This is a genomic window from Pseudomonas sp. ef1, from assembly GCF_007293365.2.
GTDB lineage: Bacteria > Pseudomonadota > Gammaproteobacteria > Pseudomonadales > Pseudomonadaceae > Aquipseudomonas > Aquipseudomonas siliginis.
Genome location: NZ_CM129815.1, coordinates 553291 through 574553, shown reverse-complemented (window position 1 = coordinate 574553; position 21263 = coordinate 553291). Strand labels below are relative to the sequence as shown.

The following is a 21263-nucleotide window of genomic DNA, read 5'->3' as shown; positions in this document are numbered from 1 at the left end:
ATAACCCCGACATCGTGCCACGATCAAACGCTGGCGCCAACGCGCATGGCTCAAACCGTTGATTCAGCGCAGAAAGTCTGGGGATCGCGGCGCGGCCATTCGCGAGCAGGCTCGCTCCCACAGGTGAACGCATTCCCATGTGGGAGCGAGCCTGCTCGCGAAGAGGGCATCACTGCTTCAGAAAATCTTCAGGCTGTCGCTTCCACCGTGCCAATAAAGTTCGCCAGCTCGGCCGTCTGCGGATTGGCAAACAACACCTTCGGATCGCCCACCTCATGCACCTTGCCATGGTGCATGAACACCAGTTTGTCGCCGACCTCCCGGGCAAAGCGCATCTCGTGGGTGACCATGATCAGCGTCATGCCTTCCTTGGCCAGTTGCCGCACCACGCTGAGCACTTCATTGACCAGCTCAGGGTCGAGTGCCGAGGTGATTTCATCGCACAGCAGCACCTTCGGCGACATCGCCAGGGCGCGGGCGATCGCCACCCGCTGCTGCTGACCACCGGACAAGCGGTCCGGGAAGGCATCGAATTTTTCCCCGAGACCAACCCGTTCGAGCATCTCGCGCGCCAGTTCCGCTGCCTTGGCTTTTGGCACTTTCTGCACCACTTGCGGCGCGAGCATGACGTTCTCCCCGACGGTCAGGTGCGGGAACAGGTTGAACTGCTGGAAGACCATGCCGACCTTCTGTCGCAGGCTGCGCAGATCAGCGCGGGCAGCGTCGAGGTATTCGCCGTCGACTTCGATCACGCCGTCGTTGATCGACTCCAGGCCGTTGAGTGTGCGCAATAGAGTCGATTTGCCCGAGCCGCTGCGGCCGATGATCGCCACGACCTGGCCTTCCTCGACGCTGAGGTCGATGCCTTTGAGCACGTGGTGATCGCCGTAGTATTTATGCAGGGCGGAAATTCTAAGCAGAGGCATGCAGTCTCCTTTCCAGGTAGCGCGCACTGAGGGACAAGGGGTAGCAGAGCAGGAAGTAGCCGAGGGCGACGAGGCCGTAGACCATGAACGGTTCGAACGTGGCATTGGCGAGCATGCCGCCGGTCTTGGTCAGTTCGGTGAAGCCGATGATCGAAGTCACCGCTGTGCCTTTGACCACTTGCACCGAGAAGCCCACGGTCGGCGCCACGGCGATGCGCAGCGCTTGCGGCAGGATCACGTAGCGCAACTGCTCAAGCGGATTGAGCGCCAGGCTCGACGAGGCTTCCCACTGACCGTGGGGAATGGCCTCTACGCAGCCGCGCCAGATCTCCGCCAGATAGGCGCTGGTGAACAAGGTCAAAGCGATCGCGGCGGCCATCCACGGCGAAATCTCGATCCCGGCCAGCGCCACGCCGAAGAACACCAGAAACAGTTGCATCAACAGGGGCGTGCCCTGAAACAGCTCGATCCAGGTGCGGGCGATGCTGCTGGGCAGCGTGTTCTTGGAGATGCGCATCACCAGAATCAGCAGGCCGACGAGGCCGCCGCCAATGAACGCCACCAGTGACAGCGCCAGGGTCCATTGCAGGCCGGTGAGCAGGTTGCGCAGGATGTCCCAGAAAGTGAAATCGCTCATTGGCTGCTCCTCGCAATGAACCGACGCCCGAACCAGTTGAGCAACTGGCGGATCAGCAGCGCCATGCACAGATAGATCAGGGTGGTCAGCGCATAGGTTTCAAAGGCGCGGAAGTTGCGCGACTGAATGAAGTTGGCGGCGAAGCTCAATTCTTCCGTGGCGATCTGCGAACACACCGCCGAACCGAGCATGACGATGATGATCTGGCTGCTCAGCGCCGGCCAGACCTTGCCCAGCGCGGGCAGCAGGACGACGTGGCGGAACGCTTCGAAGCGCGTCATCGCCAGTGCCGCAGCCGCTTCCAGTTGCCCGCGCGGAATCGCCTGGATGCCGGCGCGGATGATCTCGGTCGAATAGGCGCCAAGGTTGATCACCATCGCCAGCACCGCCGCCTGCCACTCGGAGATCTGCATGCCGAGCGACGGCAGGCCGAAGAAGATGAAGAACAGTTGCACCAGAAACGGCGTGTTGCGGATCAACTCGACGTAGACGCCGAAGATCGCCGAGAACGGGCGGATCTGCCACGCTCGCACCAGCGCGCCGACAATGCCCACGCCGACCCCGAGCAGCGCGCCGATGGCGGTCAGCTCCAGCGTGAACAGTGCGCCGCGCAGCAGCAGGTCGGTGTTTTCCACCACCGGCAAAAAATCGAACTGATAAGCCATGAACGTCTCCCGCGCAGTCGATCAGAGATCGGCCGGCAGCGGCTCTTTCAGCCAGGTCTGCGAGTTCTTTTCCAGCGCGCCGTCAGCCTTGGCGGTGTTGAGGATGTCGTTGACCTTGGCCAGCAACGCCGCTTCGTTCTTGTTCACGCCCACATAGACCGGGGAATCCTTGAGCTTCACCTTCAGCGCCGGCACGCGCTTGGGGTTCTTCTCGCTGATGGCGACCATCACCACGTTGCCGCTGGCGATCAGATCGACCTGGCCTGCCAGATAAGCAGCGATGGTCGAGTTGTTGTCTTCGAAACGTTTGATGGTCACGCCTTCGGGGGCGACTTTGCTCAGCTCGATGTCTTCGATGGCGCCCCGGGTGACGCTGATGGTCTTGCCTTTGAGGTCGTCGAGGCTGGTGATCGCAGCGTCTGGCGGACCGAACACGGCGAGGTAGAACGGCGCATAGGCGCGGGAGAAGTCGATGACTTTCTCACGCTCGGGGTTTTTGCCGAGGCTGGAGATCACCAGATCAACCTTGCCGGTGGTGAGGAACGGGATACGGTTGGTGCTGTTGACTGGGGTCAGTTCGAGTTTGACCTTGAGTTGGTCGGCGAGCAGTTTCGCCGTGTCGATATCCAGGCCGCGCGGCTTCATGTCCGGGCCGACCGAGCCGAACGGCGGGAAGTCCTGGGGCACGGCAACTTTCAGCGTGCCGCGTTTGACCACGTCGTCCAGACCGTCGGCGTGAGCGGGGGCCTGGCACAGCAGCAGGCCGGCAAACAGGGAAGCGAGGAGGGCGCTGTAACGCTGGGTCATGGACAATCTCCGGAACGGCGGGAAGTGGTTGCTGCGATCGGACAGAGCATGGGCCGTGCCAACAGGCGGATTTCGCCCCGGCAGGCCGCGGCATCAGCGGCTTGGTTCGGTCTTACTGGTCTGAACAGTCAACTCGGTTTTCGCACTGCGATGGCGCATCGGCAGTGCGCGCCGAACCCCGCTGGGGCACGACTTGCCGGACTCGACGAATAGCTTTACAACTAGCCGCACCTTGGCCCTGACGCGTCCGCACATCATGAATTCGATCTCCCGCGCCGTACCCGAAGTGGCGCTGCAAGCGATCCGCAAACTGATCACCGAACAGGGCTTCGGTGCCGGCGACGCGTTGCCTTCGCAACGGGATCTGGCGCTGCAACTGGGCGTGAGTCGGGCATCGTTGCGTGAAGCGCTGTCGTCGCTCAGTGCACTGGGCGTGGTCAGCATTCAGCCGGGCAAGGGCGTGTTCGTGCAGTCGCCGGTCGAATTGTCGCGCGGCGACAACGCGCCAGGCTGGTCGTTTGCGGCGCAGGCATCACCGCTGGATATCTTTCAATTGCGCTATGCGCTGGAGGGCTTTGCCGCCGGGCTCGCCGCGACAACCTTGAGCACGTTCGATCTGGATGCGCTGGAAGACAACGTTGCGGCCATGCGCGAGCAATTGAAGCTCGGCGACTTTGAGGCAGCGGCGAAACTCGACTTCGAATTTCACCGACGCATCCTTCTTGCCAGCGGTAATCAGGCGATGCTGAGCATTCTCACCGCCAGCGCCGAGATCTTTCTCGAGAGCCAGAAACTGCCGTTCATCCGCGCCGAGCGCGCCATGGAAACCTGGCAGGAACATCGCAAGATCCTCCGTGCCCTGGCGCGCCGCGCGTCGGGGGCGGCGCAGAAAGCCATGCAGGAACACGTGCGCAACGCCGCCCTGCGCACCGGAATCGCCTTTATCGCTCCCGCCACGGCGTGACTTGAGCTATACCCAAACTCATCAAGGGCCATAGCAACACTCAATCATCTGCGGCTTCCTGAACAAGGGAAGGGCGGCTATGATGGGCCACGTTTTTTTGCTTACAACCTGGAGAATTCCATGAGCAGCGATCTGATCAAACACGTTAGCGACGCTAGCTTCGAAGCCGACGTACTCAAGGCCGAAGGCGCTGTCCTGGTCGACTACTGGGCTGAATGGTGCGGCCCTTGCAAAATGATCGCACCGGTTCTGGACGAGATTGCCGAGACTTACAAAGGCAAGCTGACTGTCGCCAAACTGAACATCGACGAAAACCAGGAAACCCCGGCCAAGCATGGCGTGCGTGGTATCCCTACGCTGATGCTGTTCAAGAACGGCAACGTTGAAGCGACCAAGGTCGGCGCACTGTCGAAGTCGCAGCTGGCGGCTTTCCTCGACGCCAACATCTGAGCGTCGCAGTAAAACGCTGAAAAAAAGCCCCGCAAATCGCGGGGCTTTTTGCGTATTCAGGGCTAGACGCTCCGAAACTCAGGTGGTACATTCGGCCCCGCACTGGTTTCTCCAATGCCCCCTGCTAGCCGTCGCCGACGCACTCCTTTTCGAATTAGTTCGCGATCCTGTCGCCTTCTCCGCGGCGCGGCCTCATTAAGCCAAAAGCTTAATTTCCCCCCTCCATAAATGATTACGTCATTCCTATATGAATCTGACTGAACTCAAGCAAAAGCCGATTACCGAACTGCTCGAATTGGCCGAACAGATGGGCATAGAAAATATGGCCCGTTCGCGCAAGCAGGACGTGATTTTCTCCCTGCTCAAAAAGCACGCGAAAAGCGGCGAGGAAATCTCCGGTGATGGCGTGCTGGAGATTCTCCAGGACGGCTTCGGCTTCCTGCGCTCCGCAGACGCTTCCTACCTCGCCGGCCCTGACGACATCTACGTCTCGCCGAGCCAGATCCGCCGCTTCAACTTGCGCACCGGTGACACCATCGTTGGCAAGATCCGCCCTCCGAAGGAAGGCGAGCGGTATTTCGCCCTGCTCAAGGTCGACACGATCAACTTCGATCGTCCGGAGAACGCGAAGAACAAGATTCTCTTCGAGAACCTGACGCCGCTGTTCCCGACGGTGCGCATGAAGATGGAAGCCGGCAACGGTTCCACCGAAGACCTCACCGGTCGCGTGATCGACCTGTGTGCACCGATCGGCAAAGGCCAGCGTGGTCTGATCGTCGCACCGCCGAAAGCCGGTAAAACGATCATGCTGCAGAACATCGCAGCGAACATCGCCCGTAACAATCCTGAAGTTCACCTGATCGTGCTGTTGATCGACGAGCGTCCGGAAGAAGTGACCGAAATGCAGCGCACCGTGCGCGGCGAAGTGGTTGCCTCGACCTTCGACGAGCCGCCGACCCGTCACGTGCAGGTTGCTGAAATGGTGATCGAGAAGGCCAAGCGCCTGGTCGAGCACAAGAAAGACGTGGTGATCCTGCTCGACTCCATCACCCGTCTGGCCCGTGCCTACAACACCGTGATCCCGAGCTCCGGCAAGGTATTGACCGGTGGTGTCGATGCCCACGCCCTTGAGAAGCCGAAGCGTTTCTTCGGCGCCGCGCGTAACATCGAAGAAGGCGGCTCGCTGACCATTATCGCCACCGCGCTGGTTGAAACCGGCTCGAAGATGGACGAAGTGATCTACGAAGAGTTCAAGGGTACCGGCAACATGGAACTGCCTCTGGATCGCAAGATCGCCGAGAAGCGTGTGTTCCCGGCCATCAACATCAACCGCTCCGGCACCCGCCGCGAAGAGTTGCTGACCGCCGATGACGAGTTGCAGCGCATGTGGATTCTGCGCAAGCTGCTGCACCCGATGGACGAAGTCGCCGCCATCGAGTTCCTGGTCGACAAGCTGAAAACGACCAAGACCAACGACGAGTTCTTCTTGTCGATGAAGCGCAAGTAATACGCTGGCGTTTCAACAAAGGACGCTCCCGAGAGGGGGCGTTTTTTTTGCCCCGAAAAATCTCGCGCCCATCACGGATATCTGTTGATGGGCCGATATTGCGGCGTCGGCAGCGCACTCCCGAGTTCGAGGCCTGCGCCTTCGCCGCAGCGCGGGGGCCACAATCGAGCAATGACGGGCTGCTGTTTGCTCCTCAGAGCAGGTAGGATGTACGCCTATTTTGAGGGTGCCATCGTCAATGAAATTCAAGGATCTTCGGGATTTCGTGCAGCAGCTTGAGCAGCGCGGAGAGTTGAAACGCATCCAGATTCCCGTCTCGCCGGTGCTGGAGATGACTGAGGTGTGCGACCGCACGCTGCGGGCCAAAGGCCCGGCATTGTTGTTCGAGAAGCCCACCGGTTACGACATTCCGGTGCTCGGTAACCTGTTCGGTACCCCCGAGCGCGTGGCCATGGGCATGGGCGCCGAGTCGGTCAGCGAGCTGCGCGAAATCGGCAAGCTGCTGGCCTTCCTCAAGGAGCCGGAGCCGCCGAAGGGCTTGAAGGACGCGTGGTCGAAACTGCCGATCTTCCGCAAGATCATTTCGATGGCGCCGAAAGTGGTCAAAGATGCGGTGTGCCAGGAAGTGGTCATCGAAGGCGACGACGTCGATCTGGCGATGTTGCCGGTGCAGACCTGCTGGCCCGGCGACGTCGGTCCGCTGATCACTTGGGGCCTGACGGTCACTAAAGGTCCAAACAAGGAACGCCAGAACCTTGGTATCTACCGTCAGCAAGTGATCGGCCGCAACAAGGTGATCATGCGCTGGCTCAGCCATCGTGGCGGCGCTCTCGACTTCCGCGAGTGGTGCGAGAAGCACCCGGGCCAGCCGTTCCCGGTGTCCGTGGCCCTTGGCGCCGATCCGGCGACGATTCTCGGTGCCGTAACGCCGGTGCCGGACAGCCTCTCCGAATATGCTTTCGCAGGGCTCTTGCGCGGCAACCGTACCGAACTGGTCAAGTGCCGTGGCAACGATCTGCAAGTACCGGCCACCGCCGAAATCATCCTTGAAGGCGTGATTCATCCGGGCGAAATGGCCGACGAAGGCCCGTATGGCGACCACACCGGTTACTACAACGAAGTCGACAGCTTCCCGGTGTTCACCGTCGAGCGCATCACCCACCGGATCAAACCGATCTATCACAGCACTTACACCGGGCGTCCGCCGGATGAGCCGGCGATTCTCGGCGTGGCGCTGAACGAAGTGTTCGTGCCGATCCTGCAGAAGCAGTTCCCGGAGATCACCGACTTCTACCTGCCGCCGGAAGGCTGCTCGTACCGCATGGCCGTGGTGACGATGAAGAAGTCGTATCCGGGGCATGCCAAGCGCGTGATGCTCGGTGTCTGGTCGTTTTTGCGACAGTTCATGTACACCAAGTTCGTTATCGTCACTGACGACGATATCAACGCCCGCGACTGGAACGACGTGATCTGGGCCATCACCACGCGCATGGACCCCAAGCGCGACACGGTGATGATCGACAACACACCGATCGACTACCTCGACTTCGCTTCGCCGATTTCCGGCCTGGGCTCGAAAATGGGCCTGGATGCCACCCACAAGTGGCCGGGCGAAACCACCCGCGAGTGGGGCCGCGTAATCGTCAAGGACGACGCCGTCACCCAACGGATCGATGCCATCTGGAATCAGTTAGGAATAGATTGATGCGTGTAACCCTGCAGCCTTCCGGAGCAGTGCTCGAGATACAGCCCGGTGAGCGGATTCTCGACGGCGCGCGGCGTCTGGGCTATGACTGCCCGCAAAGCTGCCGCAACGGCAATTGCCACGTGTGTGCAGCGCTGCTAGTCGAGGGCCGCGTCGAGCAGGCCGGCGAAGTCCACGACCATGGCGAGTTCTACACCTGCATCGCCGCACCGCTGGAAGACTGCGTGCTGTTGTGGGATGGCGTGCTCGCACTGGGTGAGCTGCCGGTGCGCAGCCTGTCGTGTCAGGTCATCGAGTGCCGCGAGGTCGGCGGCGATACCTGGCGCGTGCGTCTGCGGGCACCGGCGGGCAAGCCGCCGCGCTATCACGCCGGGCAATATTTGATGATCGAGCGTGAGAACGGCGAGAAATCGGCGTTCTCCATGGCTTCGGCACCCCACGGCGGACGTGATCTGGAAATCCATGTGCTGGCGCGCGAAACCAGTGCGTTGAGCCTGATCGAGCAGCTGCAACGCAACCCGCTGGTGCGTGTCGAGCTGCCGTTCGGTGACACACATCTTGCGGAGCTGCCCGACGGTCCTCTGGTGTTGATCGCCGCCGGCACCGGCATGGGCCAGATTCACAGCCTGATCGAACATTGCCGCGCCAAAGGCTTCAAGCATCCAGTGCATCTGTATTGGGGCGTACGCCGTCCAGAAGATTTTTATCAGATCGAGCACTGGGACGAATGGCTGAAGCTGCCCAATCTGTTCCTGCATAAGGTAGTCAGCGACCAGTGCGGCTGGGAAGGGCGCTGCGGGATGTTGCACGAGGCAGTTTGCGAGGATTTCCCCGATCTGAAGCCGCTGCACGTCTATGCCAGCGGTTCGCCGGCGATGGTCTACGGCACGCTGGACGCGCTGGTCGAGGCGGGGATGGATGCGCATCAGATGCGCGCTGATGTGTTCGCCTACGCGCCGCGCTCCTGAGACTTATAACTTGGTATATAGCCGATCGGTATTTACCTTAAACAGTAAATATCGCTAGGTTATATATGAATCAGGCAATTAATCAGTGGCACTTAATTTGCCTTAAAACATATGTGCCTTATTGTTACAACGGTGCGTTCTATTAAGTAATTCTTCACCCGCGGGGAGCTGAACGCTATTCGCCATGAGCGCCATTGAAAACGCAATTCTGAACCTGGCTTACCCTCCGCGGCTCGATCTTGGGCCGCAGCTGACGCACGAACAACTTCTCGCTTCCATGCAATCGACCATGGCACGCCACAAGGGCGGGCCGGTGTGGCTGTTCGCCTATGGCTCGCTGATCTGGCGGCCGGAATGCACGGCAGTTGAGCGCATGCGCGGTCGCGTGCATGGCTATCATCGCGGCTTGTACCTGTGGTCCCACGAGCATCGGGGTACCCCGGAAATGCCCGGTCTGGTGTTCGGTCTGGATCGCGGCGGTTCATGCAGCGGTTTTGCCTACCGCTTGCCGGAAGACAATCTCGATACCGCGCTGTACGCGCTGTGGAAACGCGAGATGCCGTTTCCCTCGTATCGCCCGCACTGGCTCAATTGCCGGCTCGAAGATGGCACTCAGGTGCAGGCTTTGGGATTCGTTCTGGAGCGCCACCTGCCGAGCTACGCCGGCAACTTGCCGGATCATGTGCTCAGCCAGGTGTTCGCCAGCGCCAGCGGGCGTTACGGCACCACTCGCGATTATGTCGAGCAGACCGCGCACGCCCTGCGCAGCCACGCCATGCCAGACCGCAATCTGGAGGCGCGGCTCAAGCGCTGTAAATCACACAGCGATCAGGCGACCGCTTCACGGCTCTGACTGGCGACTTGCTTGTGCCACAGCGTTGGCGCAAGGAAGGCCATCGCCAGCAGGCAAGCGCCGACCAGCAGCACGAAACCGCCATCCCAGCCGAAGTGGTCAACGGTGTAGCCCATCGCCGCACTGGCCGCGACCGACCCACCTAGATAACCGAACAGACCGGTGAAGCCCGCTGCAGTACCGGCGGCTTTCTTCGGCGCCAGTTCCAGCGCTTGCAGGCCGATCAGCATCACCGGGCCGTAGATCAGGAAGCCGATCGACAGCAGGGCGATCATGTCGACCATCGGATTGCCGGCCGGATTCAGCCAGTAAACCAGGGTCGCGACAGTCACCAGGGCCATGAACACCATGCCGGTCAGGCCACGGTTGCCACGGAAGATCTTGTCCGACATCCAGCCGCACAGTAGCGTGCCCGGAATGCCTGCCCACTCGTAGAAGAAATAGGCCCACGAGGTCTTATCCACGGTGAAGCCCTTGGCTTCCTTCAGGTACGTCGGCGCCCAGTCCAGCACGCCGTAGCGCAGCAAGTAGACGAAGACGTTGGCCAGAGCGATGTACCAGAGCATTTTGTTGCGCAGCACGTATTTGACGAAGATTTCCTTGGCGCTGAATTCGTCTTCGTGGCTGGCGTCGTCGCCTTCCGGGTAGTCGTTCTTGTACTGCTCGATCGGCGGCAGGCCGACCGATTGCGGGGTGTCACGCATGGTGATGAAGGCGAATACCGCTACGCCCAGTGCGACTGCTGCCGGGACGTAAAACGCCGCGTGCCAGTCGTTGAACAGGCCCATGCCGATCAGGAACAGCGGGCCGATCAGACCGCCGCCGACGTTATGCGCCACGTTCCACACCGAGACCACGCCGCCGCGTTCCTTCTGCGACCACCAGTGCACCATGGTCCGCCCGCTCGGCGGCCAGCCCATGCCCTGCGCCCAGCCGTTGATGAACAGGAGGATGAACATCATCGTCACGCTGGACGTTGCCCACGGCGCGAAACCGAAAATGAACATCACCCCGGCCGAGACCAGCAGACCGAACGGCAGGAAGAAGCGCGGGTTGGAACGGTCGGACACCAGGCCCATGAGGAACTTCGACAGGCCGTAAGCAATAGCGATCGCGGACATTGCCAGACCAAGGTCGCCACGGCTGTAGCCTTCATCGATCAGGTACGGCATGGCCAGGGAGAAGTTCTTGCGCAGCAGGTAGTAACCGGCGTAGCCGATAAAGATACCGGCGAAGATCTGTCAGCGCAGGCGGCGGTAGGTGCTGTCTATTTTCTCTTCAGGCAATGGAGCCTGATGTGCGGCAGGACGAAAGAAAGCAAACATTCAAGAGCTCCAGTTTTCTTGTTTTGACTGCGGATGCGAATGTTACAGTTTCGTTACCGAAAATAGCATCGCTTCACGTCGGCAAAACAGCGGAAATTAGGGCAGATGAGCGTTCCTTTATGAACATGTCGCTCTGAGACAAGTACGCGGCGCTGAGGGAATGGTGGCTCGGGTGGGTTTCTGCGGTTTGACGCATGGGAGAGGCAGACCTCAACGGTAAAGCGATCCGGATGGTTGCTCCGGATCGCTCCATGTTGTTAACGAACCTGAACGACAACCTTGCCCACAGCCTTGCGCTGGCCGAGATCATCGATTGCCTGCGCGGCATTGCTCAGCGGATACACCTGCGACACCAGCGGTTTGAGTTTGCCCTCGGCAAACCAGCTGAACAGCTGCTGGAAGTTGGCTGCGTTGTCCTGGGGTTGGCGCTGGGCAAAGGAGCCCCAGAACACGCCTAGCACCGCCGCGCCTTTGAGCAGGGCGAGGTTGACCGGCAGTTCCGGGATGCGTCCGCTGGCGAAGCCGACAACCAGCAGGCGGCCGTTCCAGGCGATGGCGCGGATGGCCTGGTCGAACAGGTCGCCGCCGACCGGGTCGTAGATCACGTCGGCGCCCTGGCCGTCGGTGAGGCGCTTGATCTCCTCCTTGAGGCTGGCTTCGCTGTAATTGATCAGCTCATCGGCGCCGGCAGCCTTGGCCACCGCGAGTTTCTCGGCGCTGCTGGCGGCGGCGATCACGCGGGCACCCATGGCTTTGCCAATCTCCACGGCGGCGAGGCCGACGCCGCCCGACGCGCCGAGCACCAGCAGGGTTTCGCCCGGTTGCAGGTTGGCGCGTTGCTTGAGCGCGTGCATCGAGGTGCCGTAGGTCATGCTGAATGCAGCGGCAATGTTGAAGTCCATCGACGGCGGAATCGGCAGGACGTTGTAGCCCGGCACCGCCACCTGCTCGGCAAAACTGCCCCAACCGGTCAGCGCCATGACCCGGTCGCCGACTTTCAGATGGCTGACCTTTTCCCCGACTTCGCGCACCACGCCCGCCGCTTCACCGCCTGGCGAAAACGGGAAGGGCGGTTTGAACTGGTACTTGCCCTCGATGATCAGCGTGTCCGGGAAGTTGACCCCGGCGGCGTGCACGTCCAGCAGGATTTCATTCTTCTTCGCGACAGGACTGGCGACGTCTTCCAGCACCAGCGATTCGGCAGGGCCGAAGGCTTTGCACAGCACGGCTTTCATCAGGGCTATTCCTTTGGGAGTGATGGCCGATAAGTGTAGGTGTGTGAACCAACGGGTCAACGAGCATGCCCGGCCCTGATAGTCAGCCATAAGCTTGTGCTTGCGCGGCGGGTCGTTATGCTAGGCCGCAAACCGGATAAGGAGCGAATTGTGAAAGCGTGGATCATGTTGTTGCTGGCCCTGTCTCTGCCTGTGGCAGCACTGGCCGAAGAAGCCAAAGAAGGCGAGGCGCCGAAGGTCAATTACATCACCCTGAGCCCGCCGTTCGTCGGCAACTACGGCCTCGACGGCACGCCGAAGCTCAAGGTCTACAAGGCCGATGTGGCATTGCGTGTGACTGGTGAGGAGGCGACCAAACTGGTCAAGGCCAACGAGCCGCTGATCCGCAATCAGCTGGTGGCGCTGTTCACTCAGCAGTCGACCGAGGCGATGGGCAGCATCGAGGGCAAGGAAAAGCTGCGTCAGGAAGCGTTGAAGCAGACCCAGCAGGTCATGAATGACGAGACCGGCAAGCCTGTTGTTGAGGATCTGTTGTTCAACAACCTGATCATTCAGTAAGTCATTCGCTGTCCGGGCAGGCCCCTTCGCGAGCAGGCTCGCTCCCACAGGGTTATTCGGTGAATGCAAAAATGTGCATCACCACCAATCCACTGTGGGAGCGAGCCTGCTCGCGAAAGCTATTTATCAGGCAAAAATGAATCAGGGTTTGAGCGCGATAACTGCCGCCCACTGCTCCGTCGTCACCGGCATCACCGACAACCGCGAGCCCTTCTGCACCAGTGGCATTTCTGCCAGCGCCGTCTGCTGCTTCAGATAATCGAGCTTCAACACCCGCGCAAACGTCTCGACATGCTCGACATCGATCGCGCTCCAGGCATTTTTCTCCGGCGTAGCTTTCGGATCGAAGTAGTGACTGTCTGGCTCCAGCGCCGTCGGATCGGGATACGCTGCTTCGATAATTTTGCCAATCCCGGCAATCCCCGGCTCCGGGCAGCTGGAATGGTAGAAAAAGAACTCGTCACCAACCGCCATCGCCCGCAGGAAATTGCGCGCCTGATAGTTGCGAACCCCGTCCCAGCGCGCCTTGCCGAGCTTTTCCAGACCCTTGATCGAGAGTTCGTCGGGCTCTGATTTCATCAGCCAGTAGGCCATGTCGTGTGCTCCTGAAGCGGTCATTGGGCAGGTTGTCGGGCAATTTTATGACAAACCGACAGTCGGTTGACGTCAGCGTTTGCGCACAGGTTCACGTTGCCGCAAAATGCCGGCCTTTAAAGCTTGACGCTGCTGCACGGCCTACGAACGGAAACCGCTGCTGTCATCGTGATGATGTGCCTTGAGGGGGGCAATCGATGAAACGCAAACCGGATTTGCTATGGACTTTGGTAATTTTGTTTGGCCTGGGCGTGGTAACCACCGGTTACGCGCAGAGCCTGTGGGCGAACAAGACCGACGCGCCGATTGAAGTGGCGCAACAGGTGCAACAGTCGACCGCTTTCAAACGCTGAACCTGTCTCTTCGACGCCGCTGTTCCATGCGGCGTCTACTCTGCGAAATACCACGCCTTGTCGGTGACCGTGCCTTGTAACGGGACATCCCAGCTCGCCTGCGCCAAACGCTCGACCTTCTGACACTCATGGGCCAGGCCCAGCAGCGTCGGCTTGAGCCAGTTCTTGCGGCGGGCCAGATAGGCGAGGCTGCGATCATAAAATCCGCCGCCCATGCCCAGGCGCCCGCCGACATCGTCAAACCCCACCAGCGGCAACAGCACCAGATCCAGCGCCCAGACCTTGCGTTGCCGAGCCAGATTGGCCCGGGGCTCGAGGATGCGGAAACGATTGGGGGTGAGCTTTTCGCCGGGGCGGATGCGCTGGAAGACCATTTTCGTTCGTGGCCACGCGCTGAGTACCGGCAGATAAGTTGCCTTGCCGCGACGCTGGGCTTCGCGCAGCAGCAGGCGCGGATCGATTTCACCGTCGGTGGGTAAATACAGAGAGATATGTCTTGCCCGGCGAAAGTGCGGGTCTTGCGCCAATTGCCGGAACAGGCCTTTGGCAGCCTGGCGTTGTTCGCCTGGCGTCAGTGCGCGACGGGCCTTGCGCAGCAGGCGGCGGAGTTGCGGGCGGGGCAGCAGCGCGGGTTCGGTCATGGTTCGGCTTCGGCAGGTGGATGCAAAAACGTACGCATAAAAAATCCGATGTCGGCATACACCGACATCGGATTCGAATCAGGCTCCCCGGATGAACCGCTGTCAACTCAGCCCTTGAACCCGAAAGTTCAAGGTGGAAGAAGCAGTAGACTTTAAGGCTTTCCGTCTAGCGGACATGCACACCAGCCCAACGTGCAACTTCCAGGGTAGTGCGAATCGGCTCCGGGACATCGTCAACTGGCAAGCACCCCAGGGAGTGCCGCGAGTATACCTCAAGCTGCCAGGCGAATCAGCCCTTGGCGGTGTTCTGATCGTCGGCCAGGACCAGATCGACACGATCGAGCAAGTCGCGTACCTGTTCGCGGGTCGAACCGCTGGCCTGGATGTCCGGGCGCTCTTCTTTGTGCAACAGGTCGTGGGTGATGTTCAGCGCGGCCATCACGGCAATGCGGTCGGCACCGATGACTTTGCCGCTGCTGCGGATCTCGCGCATCTTGCCGTCCAGGTAGCGGGCGGCACTGACCAGATTGCTGCGTTCTTCCGGCGGGCAGATGATCGAATACTCTTTGTCGAGGATCTGCACGGTAACGCTATTGCTTGAACTCATGAGTCTTGCTCCAGGGCCTTGAGGCGCGAAATCATCGATTCGACCTTACGCCGGGCGATTTCGTTTTTTTCAATGAGGTGAGCGCGTTCCTCGCGCCAGGTTTTTTCCTGAGCTAGTAAGAGTGCGTTTTGACTCTTAAGTTGCTCGACTCGGCCAATCAGCAGTTCGAGTCTGGCCATCAGCGCTTGCAGGTCGGTGTCTTCCATTGGGTCCACGTGTTCGTCTGATGGGTGGTGACTGGCGGACAGCCTTTAATGGTCTTGGCGGGGCTGTCGATGTAGGATACAAGGCCTTCATTCTAGACATAGCGCCGTCTGGCGCCTAGCTGCCCATGACCATTGCGAATTCCCCGTACCAAGCCTTTGCCACCCTGCTGACTGCCAGCGGCCACAACGTCTCGCCTGCCGAACTGCACGGCGTGCTGCTCGGGCGCAGTTGCGCCGGGGCCGGCTTCGATCACGAAGGCTGGCTGATCGACGCCGCCGAACTGCTCGAAGGCGACATCCAGGACAACGTCCGCAATGCCCTGATCGGCCTGCAGGAGATGGTCAAAGGCGAGCTGACTGGCGACGACGTCACTGTCGTGCTGCTGCTGCCGACCGACGATGCGCCGCTGGCCGACCGCGCTGCTGCACTGGGCGAATGGTGCCAGGGCTTCCTCAGCGGTTTCGGCCTGAACTGCCGCGACAGCAGCATGCTCAGCACCGAAGCCACCGAAGTGCTGCAGGATCTGGCAGCCATTTCCCAGGTGCAGGACGCGCTGGAAGAATCCGAAGACGGCGAATCCGACTACATGGAAGTCATGGAATACCTGCGCGTCGCGCCGTTGCTGCTGTTCTCGGAAACCAAGAAGTCCGATGTGCCGCCCGCCGCCAAACCTTCGCTGCATTAATCGCGAGCCAGGGAAAGCCATCTGCCCATGACCCATATCCCCAAAGCGGAATACAGCCGTCGCCGCAAGGCCCTGATGGCGCAGATGGAACCCAACAGCATCGCGATCCTGCCCGCCGCCGCGGTGGCCATCCGCAACCGCGACGTCGAGCACGTCTACCGTCAGGACAGCGACTTCCAGTACCTCAGCGGTTTTCCCGAGCCCCAGGCCGTCATCGTCCTGATGCCCGGCCGCGAGCACGGCGAGTACATCCTGTTCTGCCGTGAACGCAACGCCGAACGCGAATTGTGGGATGGCCTGCGCGCCGGGCAGGAAGGCGCGATCCGCGAGTACGGCGCCGACGACGCCTTTCCGATTACCGACATCGACGACATCCTCCCGGGCCTGATCGAAGGCCGCGACCGGGTGTATTCGGCGATGGGCAGCAACCCTGAATTCGATCGGCATTTGATGGACTGGATCAACGTGATCCGCTCCAAGGCGCACCTCGGCGCGCAGCCGCCGAATGAATTCGTTGCCCTGGATCATCTGCTGCACGACATGCGCCTGTATAAATCGGCGGCAGAAGTGAAGGTGATGCGCGAAGCCGCGCGGATTTCGGCGCAGGCGCATATCCGCGCGATGCAGGCCAGTCGTCCGGGGCTGTATGAATACAGCCTCGAAGCCGAGCTGGATTACGAATTCCGCAAGGGCGGGGCGAAGATGCCGGCCTACGGTTCGATTGTCGCCGCCGGGCGCAACAGCTGCATCCTGCATTACCAGCAGAATGACGCGCTGCTCAAGGACGGCGATCTGGTGTTGATAGACGCTGGTTGCGAGATCGACTGCTACGCCAGCGACATCACCCGCACCTGGCCGGTCAATGGCAGGTTCTCGCCGGAGCAGAAGGCGATCTACGAGTTGGTGCTGGCTTCGCAGGAAGCGGCGTTCGCCGAGATCGCCCCCAACAAGCACTGGAACCAGGCGCACGAAGCCACGGTGCGGGTGATCACCGCAGGTCTGGTCAAGCTTGGCTTGTTGCAGGGCGAGGTTGACGAGTTGATCGCCAGCGAAGCCTACAAGGCTTTTTATATGCACCGCGCCGGCCACTGGCTGGGCATGGATGTGCATGACGTCGGCGAGTACAAGGTCGGCGGCGAATGGCGCGTGCTGGAAGTCGGCATGGCGCTGACCGTGGAGCCGGGTATCTACATCGCGGCGGACAATCAGAACGTGGCGAAGAAATGGCGCGGCATTGGCGTGCGCATCGAGGATGACGTGGTCGTGACCCGATCCGGCTGTGAAATCCTCACCAGCGGCGTGCCAAAAACCGTCGCCGAGATCGAAGCGCTGATGGCACAAGCAAGGACACACGCAGCATGAGTCGAGTCAATCTGGCAATCATCGGTGGCGGTCTGGTCGGCGCCAGTCTGGCGTTGGCGTTGCAGGCCGGGGCCAAGGCGCAGGGCTGGAAAATCGTCCTGATCGAACCGTTCGCCCCCGGCGACAACTGGCAGCCGAGCTACGACGCCCGCTCCTCGGCGTTGTCGTTCGGCTCGCGGCAGATTTATCAGCGCCTGGGCGTGTGGCAGGAAATCTCCCGCCGCGCCGAGCCGATCAAACAGATTCATGTCTCCGACCGTGGCCGTTTCTCCACCGCGCGTTTGTCGGCGATGGAAGAGGGGGTTCCTGCGCTCGGTTACGTGGTGGAAAACGCCTGGCTCGGCCAGTGCCTGTGGCAGCACCTCGACAAAGACGTGATCACGTGGCGCTGCCCGGCGGAAGTCACGCGCATGGAGCCGTTGGCCGATGGCTATCGCCTGACCCTCAACGATGAAACCACGCTGGAATGCGATCTCGCGGTGCTCGCCGATGGCGGCCGCTCCGGCTTGCGCGAACAGTTGGGCATCAACGTGCGCAAGCGCCCGTACAACCAGAGCGCGCTGATTGCCAACATCACCCCGAGCGAAGCGCACAACGGCATGGCCTTCGAGCGCTTTACCGATGAGGGGCCGATGGCCCTGCTGCCGCTGCCGGACAATCGCTGCGCACTGGTGTGGACGCGGCTGGGCATGGACGCGCAGCGTCTGACTGAATTGAGCGAGCGTGATTTTCTCAGCGAGCTGCAAGGCGTGTTCGGTTACCGGCTCGGCACTTTGAAACAGGTCGGCGCACGGCATTTGTATCCGCTGGCACTGATCGAGGCTGAAGAACAGGTGCGTTCGCATCTGGCCGTGCTCGGCAACGCCGCACACAGCCTGCACCCGATCGCCGGCCAGGGCTTCAACTTGTCGCTGCGTGACGCCGACGCCTTGGCTGCCGCGCTGCTGGCCAGCGACAAGCCGCTGGGCGACTTCGCCACGTTGCAGGCCTATCGCGAGCGGCAGCGCCTCGATCAGGACCTGACGGTGGGCTTCTCCGATCAGGTCACGCGCCTGTTCGGCAGCACCCAGCCGCTGGTGTCGCTGGGGCGCAACCTCGGCCTGCTCGGCCTCGACCTGCTGCCGCCAGCCAAACGCTGGTTCGCCCGGCAGGCGATGGGCCTGGGAACCCGTCCGGATGCTTGAGTGGCTGAGCAACACATTCGGCAAGGCGCGATTGATGCGTTGGGTAATGACCTGCTACCCGCCATATCTCGGCGCGGGTGTGCGGGTGCGCCACATCAGCGATGACTTTCGCGACGTTCAGGTGTCCATGGGGCTGGGCTGGTACAACCGCAACTATGTCGGCACCCAGTTTGGCGGCAGTCTGTATTCGATGGTCGACCCGTTCTTCATGTTGATGCTCATGGAAAACCTCGGCCCGAAGTACATCGTCTGGGACAAGGCCGCCGACATCGATTTCATTGCGCCGGGCAAAGGCCCGGTGTTCGCCCGGTTCAACATCGACCAGACCCTGCTCGACGAGATCCGCCGGCAGACCGCCAACGGCGAGAAATACCTGCCGCAGTTGCAGGTCGACATTCATGACGGCGCCGGCAACCTTGTGGCGCGGGTCGGTAAAACCCTTTACGTGCGGCTCAAGCCGCAAGCGAGACAGGCCTAAAGCATGGAAATGCGCGCAGATGTGCTGATTGTCGGAGCCGGAATGGTCGGCAGCGCCCTGGCGCTGGCGTTACAGGACAGTGGGCTGGAAGTGCTGTTGCTCGACGGTAGCCCGCTGAGTGTCAAACCCTTCGATGCCGAAGCGGCGTTCGAACCGCGCGTCAGTGCATTGTCGGCGGCGAGCCAGCGCATTCTCGAACGCCTTGGTGTCTGGGACGGCATCGCCCAGCGGCGCAGCAGCCCGTACACCGACATGCATGTGTGGGACGGCAGCGGCACCGGGCAGATTCATTTCTCGGCAAGCAGCGTGCATGCCGATGTGCTCGGCCACATCGTCGAAAATCGCGTGGTCCAGGATGCGCTGCTCGAGCGTTTGCATGATTGCGACCTCGGCATGTTGGCCAATGCGCGGCTGGAGCAGATGCGTCGCTCCGGCGATGACTGGCTGCTGACGTTGGCCGACGGCCGCACCTTGCGCGCGCCGCTGGTGATCGCGGCCGATGGCGCCAATTCTGCTGTGCGCCGTCTGACCGGCGTGGCGACTCGCGAGTGGGATTATCTGCATCACGCCATCGTCACCAGCGTGCGCTGCAGCCAGCCGCACCGCAAAACCGCCTGGCAGCGCTTTACCGATCACGGGCCATTGGCGTTTTTGCCGCTGGAGCGTGATGGTCAGCAGGACTGGTGCTCGATCGTCTGGTCGACCACACCGGCTGAAGCCGAGCGCCTGATGGCACTCGAGGAGACGGCGTTTTGCGCTGAGCTGGAGCGAGCCTTCGAAGGGCGCCTCGGTGAAGTGATCAGCGCCGATCCGCGTCTGTGCGTGCCGCTGCGTCAGCGCCATGCCAAGCGCTACGTCGCTGAGGGACTGGCCTTGATCGGTGATGCGGCGCACACCATTCACCCGTTGGCGGGGCAGGGTGTGAACCTTGGATTCCTCGATGCAGCGGTGCTGGCGGAAGTGCTCCTGCAAGCGCATCAGCGCGGTGAGCGACTGGCGGACGTGAAGGTGCTGAGCCGCTACGAGCGTCGGCGCATGCCGCACAATCTGGCGCTGATGGCGGCGATGGAAGGCTTCGAGCGGTTGTTCCAGGCCGATCCGCTGCCGCTGCGCTGGTTGCGCAATGCCGGATTGAAACTGGTCGAGCAGATGCCCGAGGCGAAGGCGTTGTTTGTGCGCGAGGCGCTGGGGTTGACGGGGGACCTTCCGGCCTTGGCCAAACCCTGAGATGTTCGTTGTTGCTGCTGACCTCATCGCGGGCAAGCCCGCTCCCACAGTGGTCGGTGTGAAGCATTAATGTTGGACACACCGAAAACCTTGTGGGAGCTGGCTTGCCAGCGATGGCGTCGGCAAACCCGACACAAAAATAACGCTGTGCAACATCTGGTAACTCCTTCCCCCAGTGTTCGATTGAGAAGGTAAATGTGAGTCCTTATCATTTGGCCCACCTTTCCCGACCGTGAGACCACTCCCATGTTGGCACCCAAGCGTCTTCTGACCGCACTGGCCTTGACCCTGATCGGCAGCACCACTGCCCAGGCCGCCGATGAGGTGGTGGTGTACTCGTCGCGCATCGATGAGCTGATCAAACCGGTATTTGATGCCTACACCGCCAAGACCGGAGTGAAGATCAAGTTCATCACCGACAAGGAAGCGCCGCTGATGCAGCGCATCAAGGCCGAGGGCGAAAACGCCACCGCCGACCTGCTGCTCACGGTCGATGCCGGTAACCTGTGGCAGGCCGAGCAGATGGGCATTCTGCAGCCTTTCACCTCGAAAACCATCGACGCCAATATTCCTCAGCAATATCGCTCGTCCACCCACGCCTGGACCGGCCTGAGCCTGCGCGCGCGGACCATCGCCTATTCCACCGAGCGGGTGAAGCCGGGCGAACTGACCACCTACGAAGCGCTGGCCGACAAGAACTGGGAAGGCCGCCTGTGCCTGCGCACGGCGAAGAAGGTCTACAACCAGTCGTTGACTGCGACCATGATCGAAGTTCACGGCGCCGAGAAGACCGAGAAAATCCTCAAGGGCTGGGTCAACAACCTGTCCACTGACGTGTTCTCCGATGACGTTGCAGTGCTGGAAGCGATCAACGCCGGGCAGTGTGACGTTGGCATCGTCAACACCTACTACTACGGTCGCCTGCACAAGCAGAAGCCTGAACTGCCGGTGAAACTGTTCTGGCCGAATCAGGCCGATCGCGGTGTGCATGTGAACCTGTCGGGCATCGGCCTGACCAAACATGCACCGCACCCGGAAGCCGCGAAGGCTTTGGTCGAATGGATGACCACGCCTGAGGCGCAGAAGATTTTTGCTGATGTGAATCAGGAGTTCCCGGCCAACCCGGCGGTGGCGCCATCGGAAGAAGTGGCGGCATGGGGCAAGTTCATTGCTGATACCTTGCCGGTAGAAGTGGCGGGCAAACGTCAGGCCGAGGCGATCCGGATGATGGATCGGGCGGGGTGGAACTGAGGCGTTTCGTGTAACTATTGATCGTTCCCACGCTCCGCGTGGGAATGCAGCCCTCGACGCTCTGCGTCGTGCCG

The 21263-nt window shown here is 61.1% G+C and carries 23 protein-coding genes, 1 other RNA gene and 1 pseudogene; 14 read left to right on the top strand and 11 right to left on the bottom strand.

All coding sequences use genetic code 11. From position 1 onward, the window contains the following. Positions 1-188: 188 nt before the first annotated feature. Genes FEE99_RS02775 through FEE99_RS02760 form a run of 4 tightly spaced genes read right to left on the bottom strand, consistent with a single transcriptional unit; the run spans position 189 to position 3035 of the window. On the bottom strand, positions 189-926 hold the full coding sequence (locus FEE99_RS02775; protein ID WP_007911148.1) for an amino acid ABC transporter ATP-binding protein: 738 nt from the start codon (positions 924-926) through the stop codon (positions 189-191). Further along, the gene (locus tag FEE99_RS02770; protein ID WP_016772621.1) at positions 913-1563 is read right to left on the bottom strand and encodes an amino acid ABC transporter permease; all 651 of its coding nucleotides are present in this window, start codon (positions 1561-1563) and stop codon (positions 913-915) included. The genes FEE99_RS02775 and FEE99_RS02770 overlap by 14 nt, the downstream gene beginning before the upstream one ends. Beyond that, positions 1560-2228, bottom strand: a complete 669-nt coding sequence (locus FEE99_RS02765) for an amino acid ABC transporter permease (protein WP_016772622.1) — start codon at positions 2226-2228, stop codon at positions 1560-1562. Before FEE99_RS02765 ends, FEE99_RS02770 begins: the two co-directional genes overlap by 4 nt. A 21-nt stretch (positions 2229-2249) precedes the next feature. Next, positions 2250-3035, bottom strand: a complete 786-nt coding sequence (locus tag FEE99_RS02760) for a transporter substrate-binding domain-containing protein (RefSeq protein ID WP_041476905.1) — start codon at positions 3033-3035, stop codon at positions 2250-2252. Between the two features lie 256 nt (positions 3036-3291). Here FEE99_RS02760 and FEE99_RS02755 point away from each other — a divergent pair, with 256 nt between their 5' ends. The 6 genes from FEE99_RS02755 to FEE99_RS02730 all read left to right on the top strand — a co-directional run bounded on the left by FEE99_RS02755 (position 3292) and on the right by FEE99_RS02730 (position 9482). Then, positions 3292-3999, top strand: a complete 708-nt coding sequence (locus tag FEE99_RS02755) for a FadR/GntR family transcriptional regulator (protein WP_041476962.1) — start codon at positions 3292-3294, stop codon at positions 3997-3999. A 120-nt stretch (positions 4000-4119) separates the two neighbouring features. Further along, on the top strand, positions 4120-4449 hold the full coding sequence (trxA, locus tag FEE99_RS02750; RefSeq protein WP_003206727.1) for a thioredoxin TrxA: 330 nt from the start codon (positions 4120-4122) through the stop codon (positions 4447-4449). 247 nt (positions 4450-4696) lie between these two features. After that, entirely contained in the window at positions 4697-5956 is a 1260-nt protein-coding gene (gene rho, locus FEE99_RS02745; RefSeq protein ID WP_003229334.1) for a transcription termination factor Rho, read from the top strand. Between the two features lie 238 nt (positions 5957-6194). After that, positions 6195-7661: a 4-hydroxy-3-polyprenylbenzoate decarboxylase gene (gene ubiD / locus FEE99_RS02740; protein ID WP_039757427.1), complete on the top strand. Its 1467-nt coding sequence runs from the start codon at positions 6195-6197 to the stop codon at positions 7659-7661. After that, on the top strand, positions 7661-8629 hold the full coding sequence (locus FEE99_RS02735) for a CDP-6-deoxy-delta-3,4-glucoseen reductase (protein WP_041476904.1): 969 nt from the start codon (positions 7661-7663) through the stop codon (positions 8627-8629). Before ubiD ends, FEE99_RS02735 begins: the two co-directional genes overlap by 1 nt. A gap of 184 nt (positions 8630-8813) precedes the next feature. After that, complete coding sequence (locus tag FEE99_RS02730) at positions 8814-9482, top strand: gamma-glutamylcyclotransferase (RefSeq protein WP_024014748.1); 669 nt, start codon at positions 8814-8816, stop codon at positions 9480-9482. On the opposite strand, the pseudogene glpT reads toward FEE99_RS02730, so the two are convergent. Both glpT and FEE99_RS02720 read right to left on the bottom strand, forming a co-directional pair. Further along, a pseudogene (gene glpT / locus FEE99_RS02725) lies at positions 9458-10807 on the bottom strand (glycerol-3-phosphate transporter). The gene FEE99_RS02730 and the pseudogene glpT overlap by 25 nt on opposite strands. Positions 10808-11064: 257 nt before the next feature. Continuing rightward, on the bottom strand, positions 11065-12042 hold the full coding sequence (locus FEE99_RS02720; protein ID WP_041476901.1) for an NADPH:quinone oxidoreductase family protein: 978 nt from the start codon (positions 12040-12042) through the stop codon (positions 11065-11067). Between the two features lie 150 nt (positions 12043-12192). On the opposite strand from FEE99_RS02720, the gene FEE99_RS02715 reads away from it, so the two are divergent. Continuing rightward, complete coding sequence (locus tag FEE99_RS02715; protein WP_041476900.1) at positions 12193-12600, top strand: flagellar basal body-associated protein FliL; 408 nt, start codon at positions 12193-12195, stop codon at positions 12598-12600. Positions 12601-12741: 141 nt separating this feature from the next. Here the strand turns inward: FEE99_RS02715 and FEE99_RS02710 are convergent, their stop codons facing one another. Next, positions 12742-13194 (bottom strand): EVE domain-containing protein, encoded by a 453-nt coding sequence (locus FEE99_RS02710; RefSeq protein ID WP_041476899.1) that lies wholly within the window; start codon positions 13192-13194, stop codon positions 12742-12744. 197 nt (positions 13195-13391) lie between these two features. Here FEE99_RS02710 and FEE99_RS02705 point away from each other — a divergent pair, with 197 nt between their 5' ends. Beyond that, positions 13392-13547, top strand: a complete 156-nt coding sequence (locus FEE99_RS02705) for a hypothetical protein (RefSeq protein ID WP_024014743.1) — start codon at positions 13392-13394, stop codon at positions 13545-13547. Between the two features lie 35 nt (positions 13548-13582). Here FEE99_RS02705 and FEE99_RS02700 read toward each other — a convergent pair whose 3' ends face one another. The 4 genes from FEE99_RS02700 to FEE99_RS02685 all read right to left on the bottom strand — a co-directional run bounded on the left by FEE99_RS02700 (position 13583) and on the right by FEE99_RS02685 (position 15001). Further along, complete coding sequence (locus tag FEE99_RS02700; RefSeq protein ID WP_041476898.1) at positions 13583-14188, bottom strand: 5-formyltetrahydrofolate cyclo-ligase; 606 nt, start codon at positions 14186-14188, stop codon at positions 13583-13585. An 80-nt stretch (positions 14189-14268) separates the two neighbouring features. Further along, positions 14269-14447, bottom strand: a non-coding RNA gene (gene ssrS, locus FEE99_RS02695) — 6S RNA. A 30-nt stretch (positions 14448-14477) separates the two neighbouring features. Then, on the bottom strand, positions 14478-14795 hold the full coding sequence (locus tag FEE99_RS02690) for a cell division protein ZapA (protein ID WP_016772632.1): 318 nt from the start codon (positions 14793-14795) through the stop codon (positions 14478-14480). Next, positions 14792-15001 (bottom strand): TIGR02449 family protein, encoded by a 210-nt coding sequence (locus FEE99_RS02685; protein WP_007911197.1) that lies wholly within the window; start codon positions 14999-15001, stop codon positions 14792-14794. The genes FEE99_RS02690 and FEE99_RS02685 overlap by 4 nt, the downstream gene beginning before the upstream one ends. A gap of 125 nt (positions 15002-15126) precedes the next feature. On the opposite strand from FEE99_RS02685, the gene FEE99_RS02680 reads away from it, so the two are divergent. From FEE99_RS02680 to FEE99_RS02655, 6 genes are all read left to right on the top strand, one after another. Then, positions 15127-15687 (top strand): YecA/YgfB family protein, encoded by a 561-nt coding sequence (locus FEE99_RS02680; protein WP_041476897.1) that lies wholly within the window; start codon positions 15127-15129, stop codon positions 15685-15687. 27 nt (positions 15688-15714) lie between these two features. Further along, complete coding sequence (gene pepP / locus FEE99_RS02675) at positions 15715-17049, top strand: Xaa-Pro aminopeptidase (RefSeq protein WP_041476895.1); 1335 nt, start codon at positions 15715-15717, stop codon at positions 17047-17049. Next, complete coding sequence (gene ubiH / locus FEE99_RS02670) at positions 17046-18233, top strand: 2-octaprenyl-6-methoxyphenyl hydroxylase (RefSeq protein WP_041476893.1); 1188 nt, start codon at positions 17046-17048, stop codon at positions 18231-18233. The genes pepP and ubiH overlap by 4 nt, the downstream gene beginning before the upstream one ends. After that, on the top strand, positions 18226-18711 hold the full coding sequence (locus tag FEE99_RS02665; RefSeq protein WP_041476891.1) for a DUF4442 domain-containing protein: 486 nt from the start codon (positions 18226-18228) through the stop codon (positions 18709-18711). The genes ubiH and FEE99_RS02665 overlap by 8 nt, the downstream gene beginning before the upstream one ends. A 9-nt stretch (positions 18712-18720) precedes the next feature. After that, positions 18721-19938, top strand: coding sequence for a 2-octaprenyl-3-methyl-6-methoxy-1,4-benzoquinol hydroxylase (locus tag FEE99_RS02660; protein ID WP_167351309.1), 1218 nt, complete (start codon positions 18721-18723; stop codon positions 19936-19938). Between the two features lie 246 nt (positions 19939-20184). Continuing rightward, complete coding sequence (locus FEE99_RS02655) at positions 20185-21189, top strand: extracellular solute-binding protein (protein ID WP_041476889.1); 1005 nt, start codon at positions 20185-20187, stop codon at positions 21187-21189. Positions 21190-21263 lie beyond the last annotated feature (74 nt).

What these genes read in the sequence shown, in the direction of transcription:
- FEE99_RS02655 (WP_041476889.1), top strand. Translation starts at nt 20,185, where the DNA reads ATGTTGGCACCCAAGCGTCTTCTGACCGCACTGGCCTTGACCCTGATC.
- FEE99_RS02775 (WP_007911148.1), bottom strand. Translation starts at nt 926, where the DNA reads ATGCCTCTGCTTAGAATTTCCGCCCTGCATAAATACTACGGCGATCAC.
- FEE99_RS02690 (WP_016772632.1), bottom strand. Translation starts at nt 14,795, where the DNA reads ATGAGTTCAAGCAATAGCGTTACCGTGCAGATCCTCGACAAAGAGTAT.
- rho (WP_003229334.1), top strand. Translation starts at nt 4,697, where the DNA reads ATGAATCTGACTGAACTCAAGCAAAAGCCGATTACCGAACTGCTCGAA.
- FEE99_RS02770 (WP_016772621.1), bottom strand. Translation starts at nt 1,563, where the DNA reads ATGAGCGATTTCACTTTCTGGGACATCCTGCGCAACCTGCTCACCGGC.
- FEE99_RS02730 (WP_024014748.1), top strand. Translation starts at nt 8,814, where the DNA reads ATGAGCGCCATTGAAAACGCAATTCTGAACCTGGCTTACCCTCCGCGG.
- FEE99_RS02705 (WP_024014743.1), top strand. Translation starts at nt 13,392, where the DNA reads ATGAAACGCAAACCGGATTTGCTATGGACTTTGGTAATTTTGTTTGGC.
- FEE99_RS02710 (WP_041476899.1), bottom strand. Translation starts at nt 13,194, where the DNA reads ATGGCCTACTGGCTGATGAAATCAGAGCCCGACGAACTCTCGATCAAG.
- FEE99_RS02685 (WP_007911197.1), bottom strand. Translation starts at nt 15,001, where the DNA reads ATGGAAGACACCGACCTGCAAGCGCTGATGGCCAGACTCGAACTGCTG.
- FEE99_RS02680 (WP_041476897.1), top strand. Translation starts at nt 15,127, where the DNA reads ATGACCATTGCGAATTCCCCGTACCAAGCCTTTGCCACCCTGCTGACT.
- FEE99_RS02660 (WP_167351309.1), top strand. Translation starts at nt 18,721, where the DNA reads ATGCGCGCAGATGTGCTGATTGTCGGAGCCGGAATGGTCGGCAGCGCC.
- FEE99_RS02700 (WP_041476898.1), bottom strand. Translation starts at nt 14,188, where the DNA reads ATGACCGAACCCGCGCTGCTGCCCCGCCCGCAACTCCGCCGCCTGCTG.
- FEE99_RS02665 (WP_041476891.1), top strand. Translation starts at nt 18,226, where the DNA reads ATGCTTGAGTGGCTGAGCAACACATTCGGCAAGGCGCGATTGATGCGT.
- FEE99_RS02765 (WP_016772622.1), bottom strand. Translation starts at nt 2,228, where the DNA reads ATGGCTTATCAGTTCGATTTTTTGCCGGTGGTGGAAAACACCGACCTG.
- ubiH (WP_041476893.1), top strand. Translation starts at nt 17,046, where the DNA reads ATGAGTCGAGTCAATCTGGCAATCATCGGTGGCGGTCTGGTCGGCGCC.
- pepP (WP_041476895.1), top strand. Translation starts at nt 15,715, where the DNA reads ATGACCCATATCCCCAAAGCGGAATACAGCCGTCGCCGCAAGGCCCTG.
- FEE99_RS02760 (WP_041476905.1), bottom strand. Translation starts at nt 3,035, where the DNA reads ATGACCCAGCGTTACAGCGCCCTCCTCGCTTCCCTGTTTGCCGGCCTG.
- trxA (WP_003206727.1), top strand. Translation starts at nt 4,120, where the DNA reads ATGAGCAGCGATCTGATCAAACACGTTAGCGACGCTAGCTTCGAAGCC.
- FEE99_RS02720 (WP_041476901.1), bottom strand. Translation starts at nt 12,042, where the DNA reads ATGAAAGCCGTGCTGTGCAAAGCCTTCGGCCCTGCCGAATCGCTGGTG.
- FEE99_RS02735 (WP_041476904.1), top strand. Translation starts at nt 7,661, where the DNA reads ATGCGTGTAACCCTGCAGCCTTCCGGAGCAGTGCTCGAGATACAGCCC.
- ubiD (WP_039757427.1), top strand. Translation starts at nt 6,195, where the DNA reads ATGAAATTCAAGGATCTTCGGGATTTCGTGCAGCAGCTTGAGCAGCGC.
- FEE99_RS02755 (WP_041476962.1), top strand. Translation starts at nt 3,292, where the DNA reads ATGAATTCGATCTCCCGCGCCGTACCCGAAGTGGCGCTGCAAGCGATC.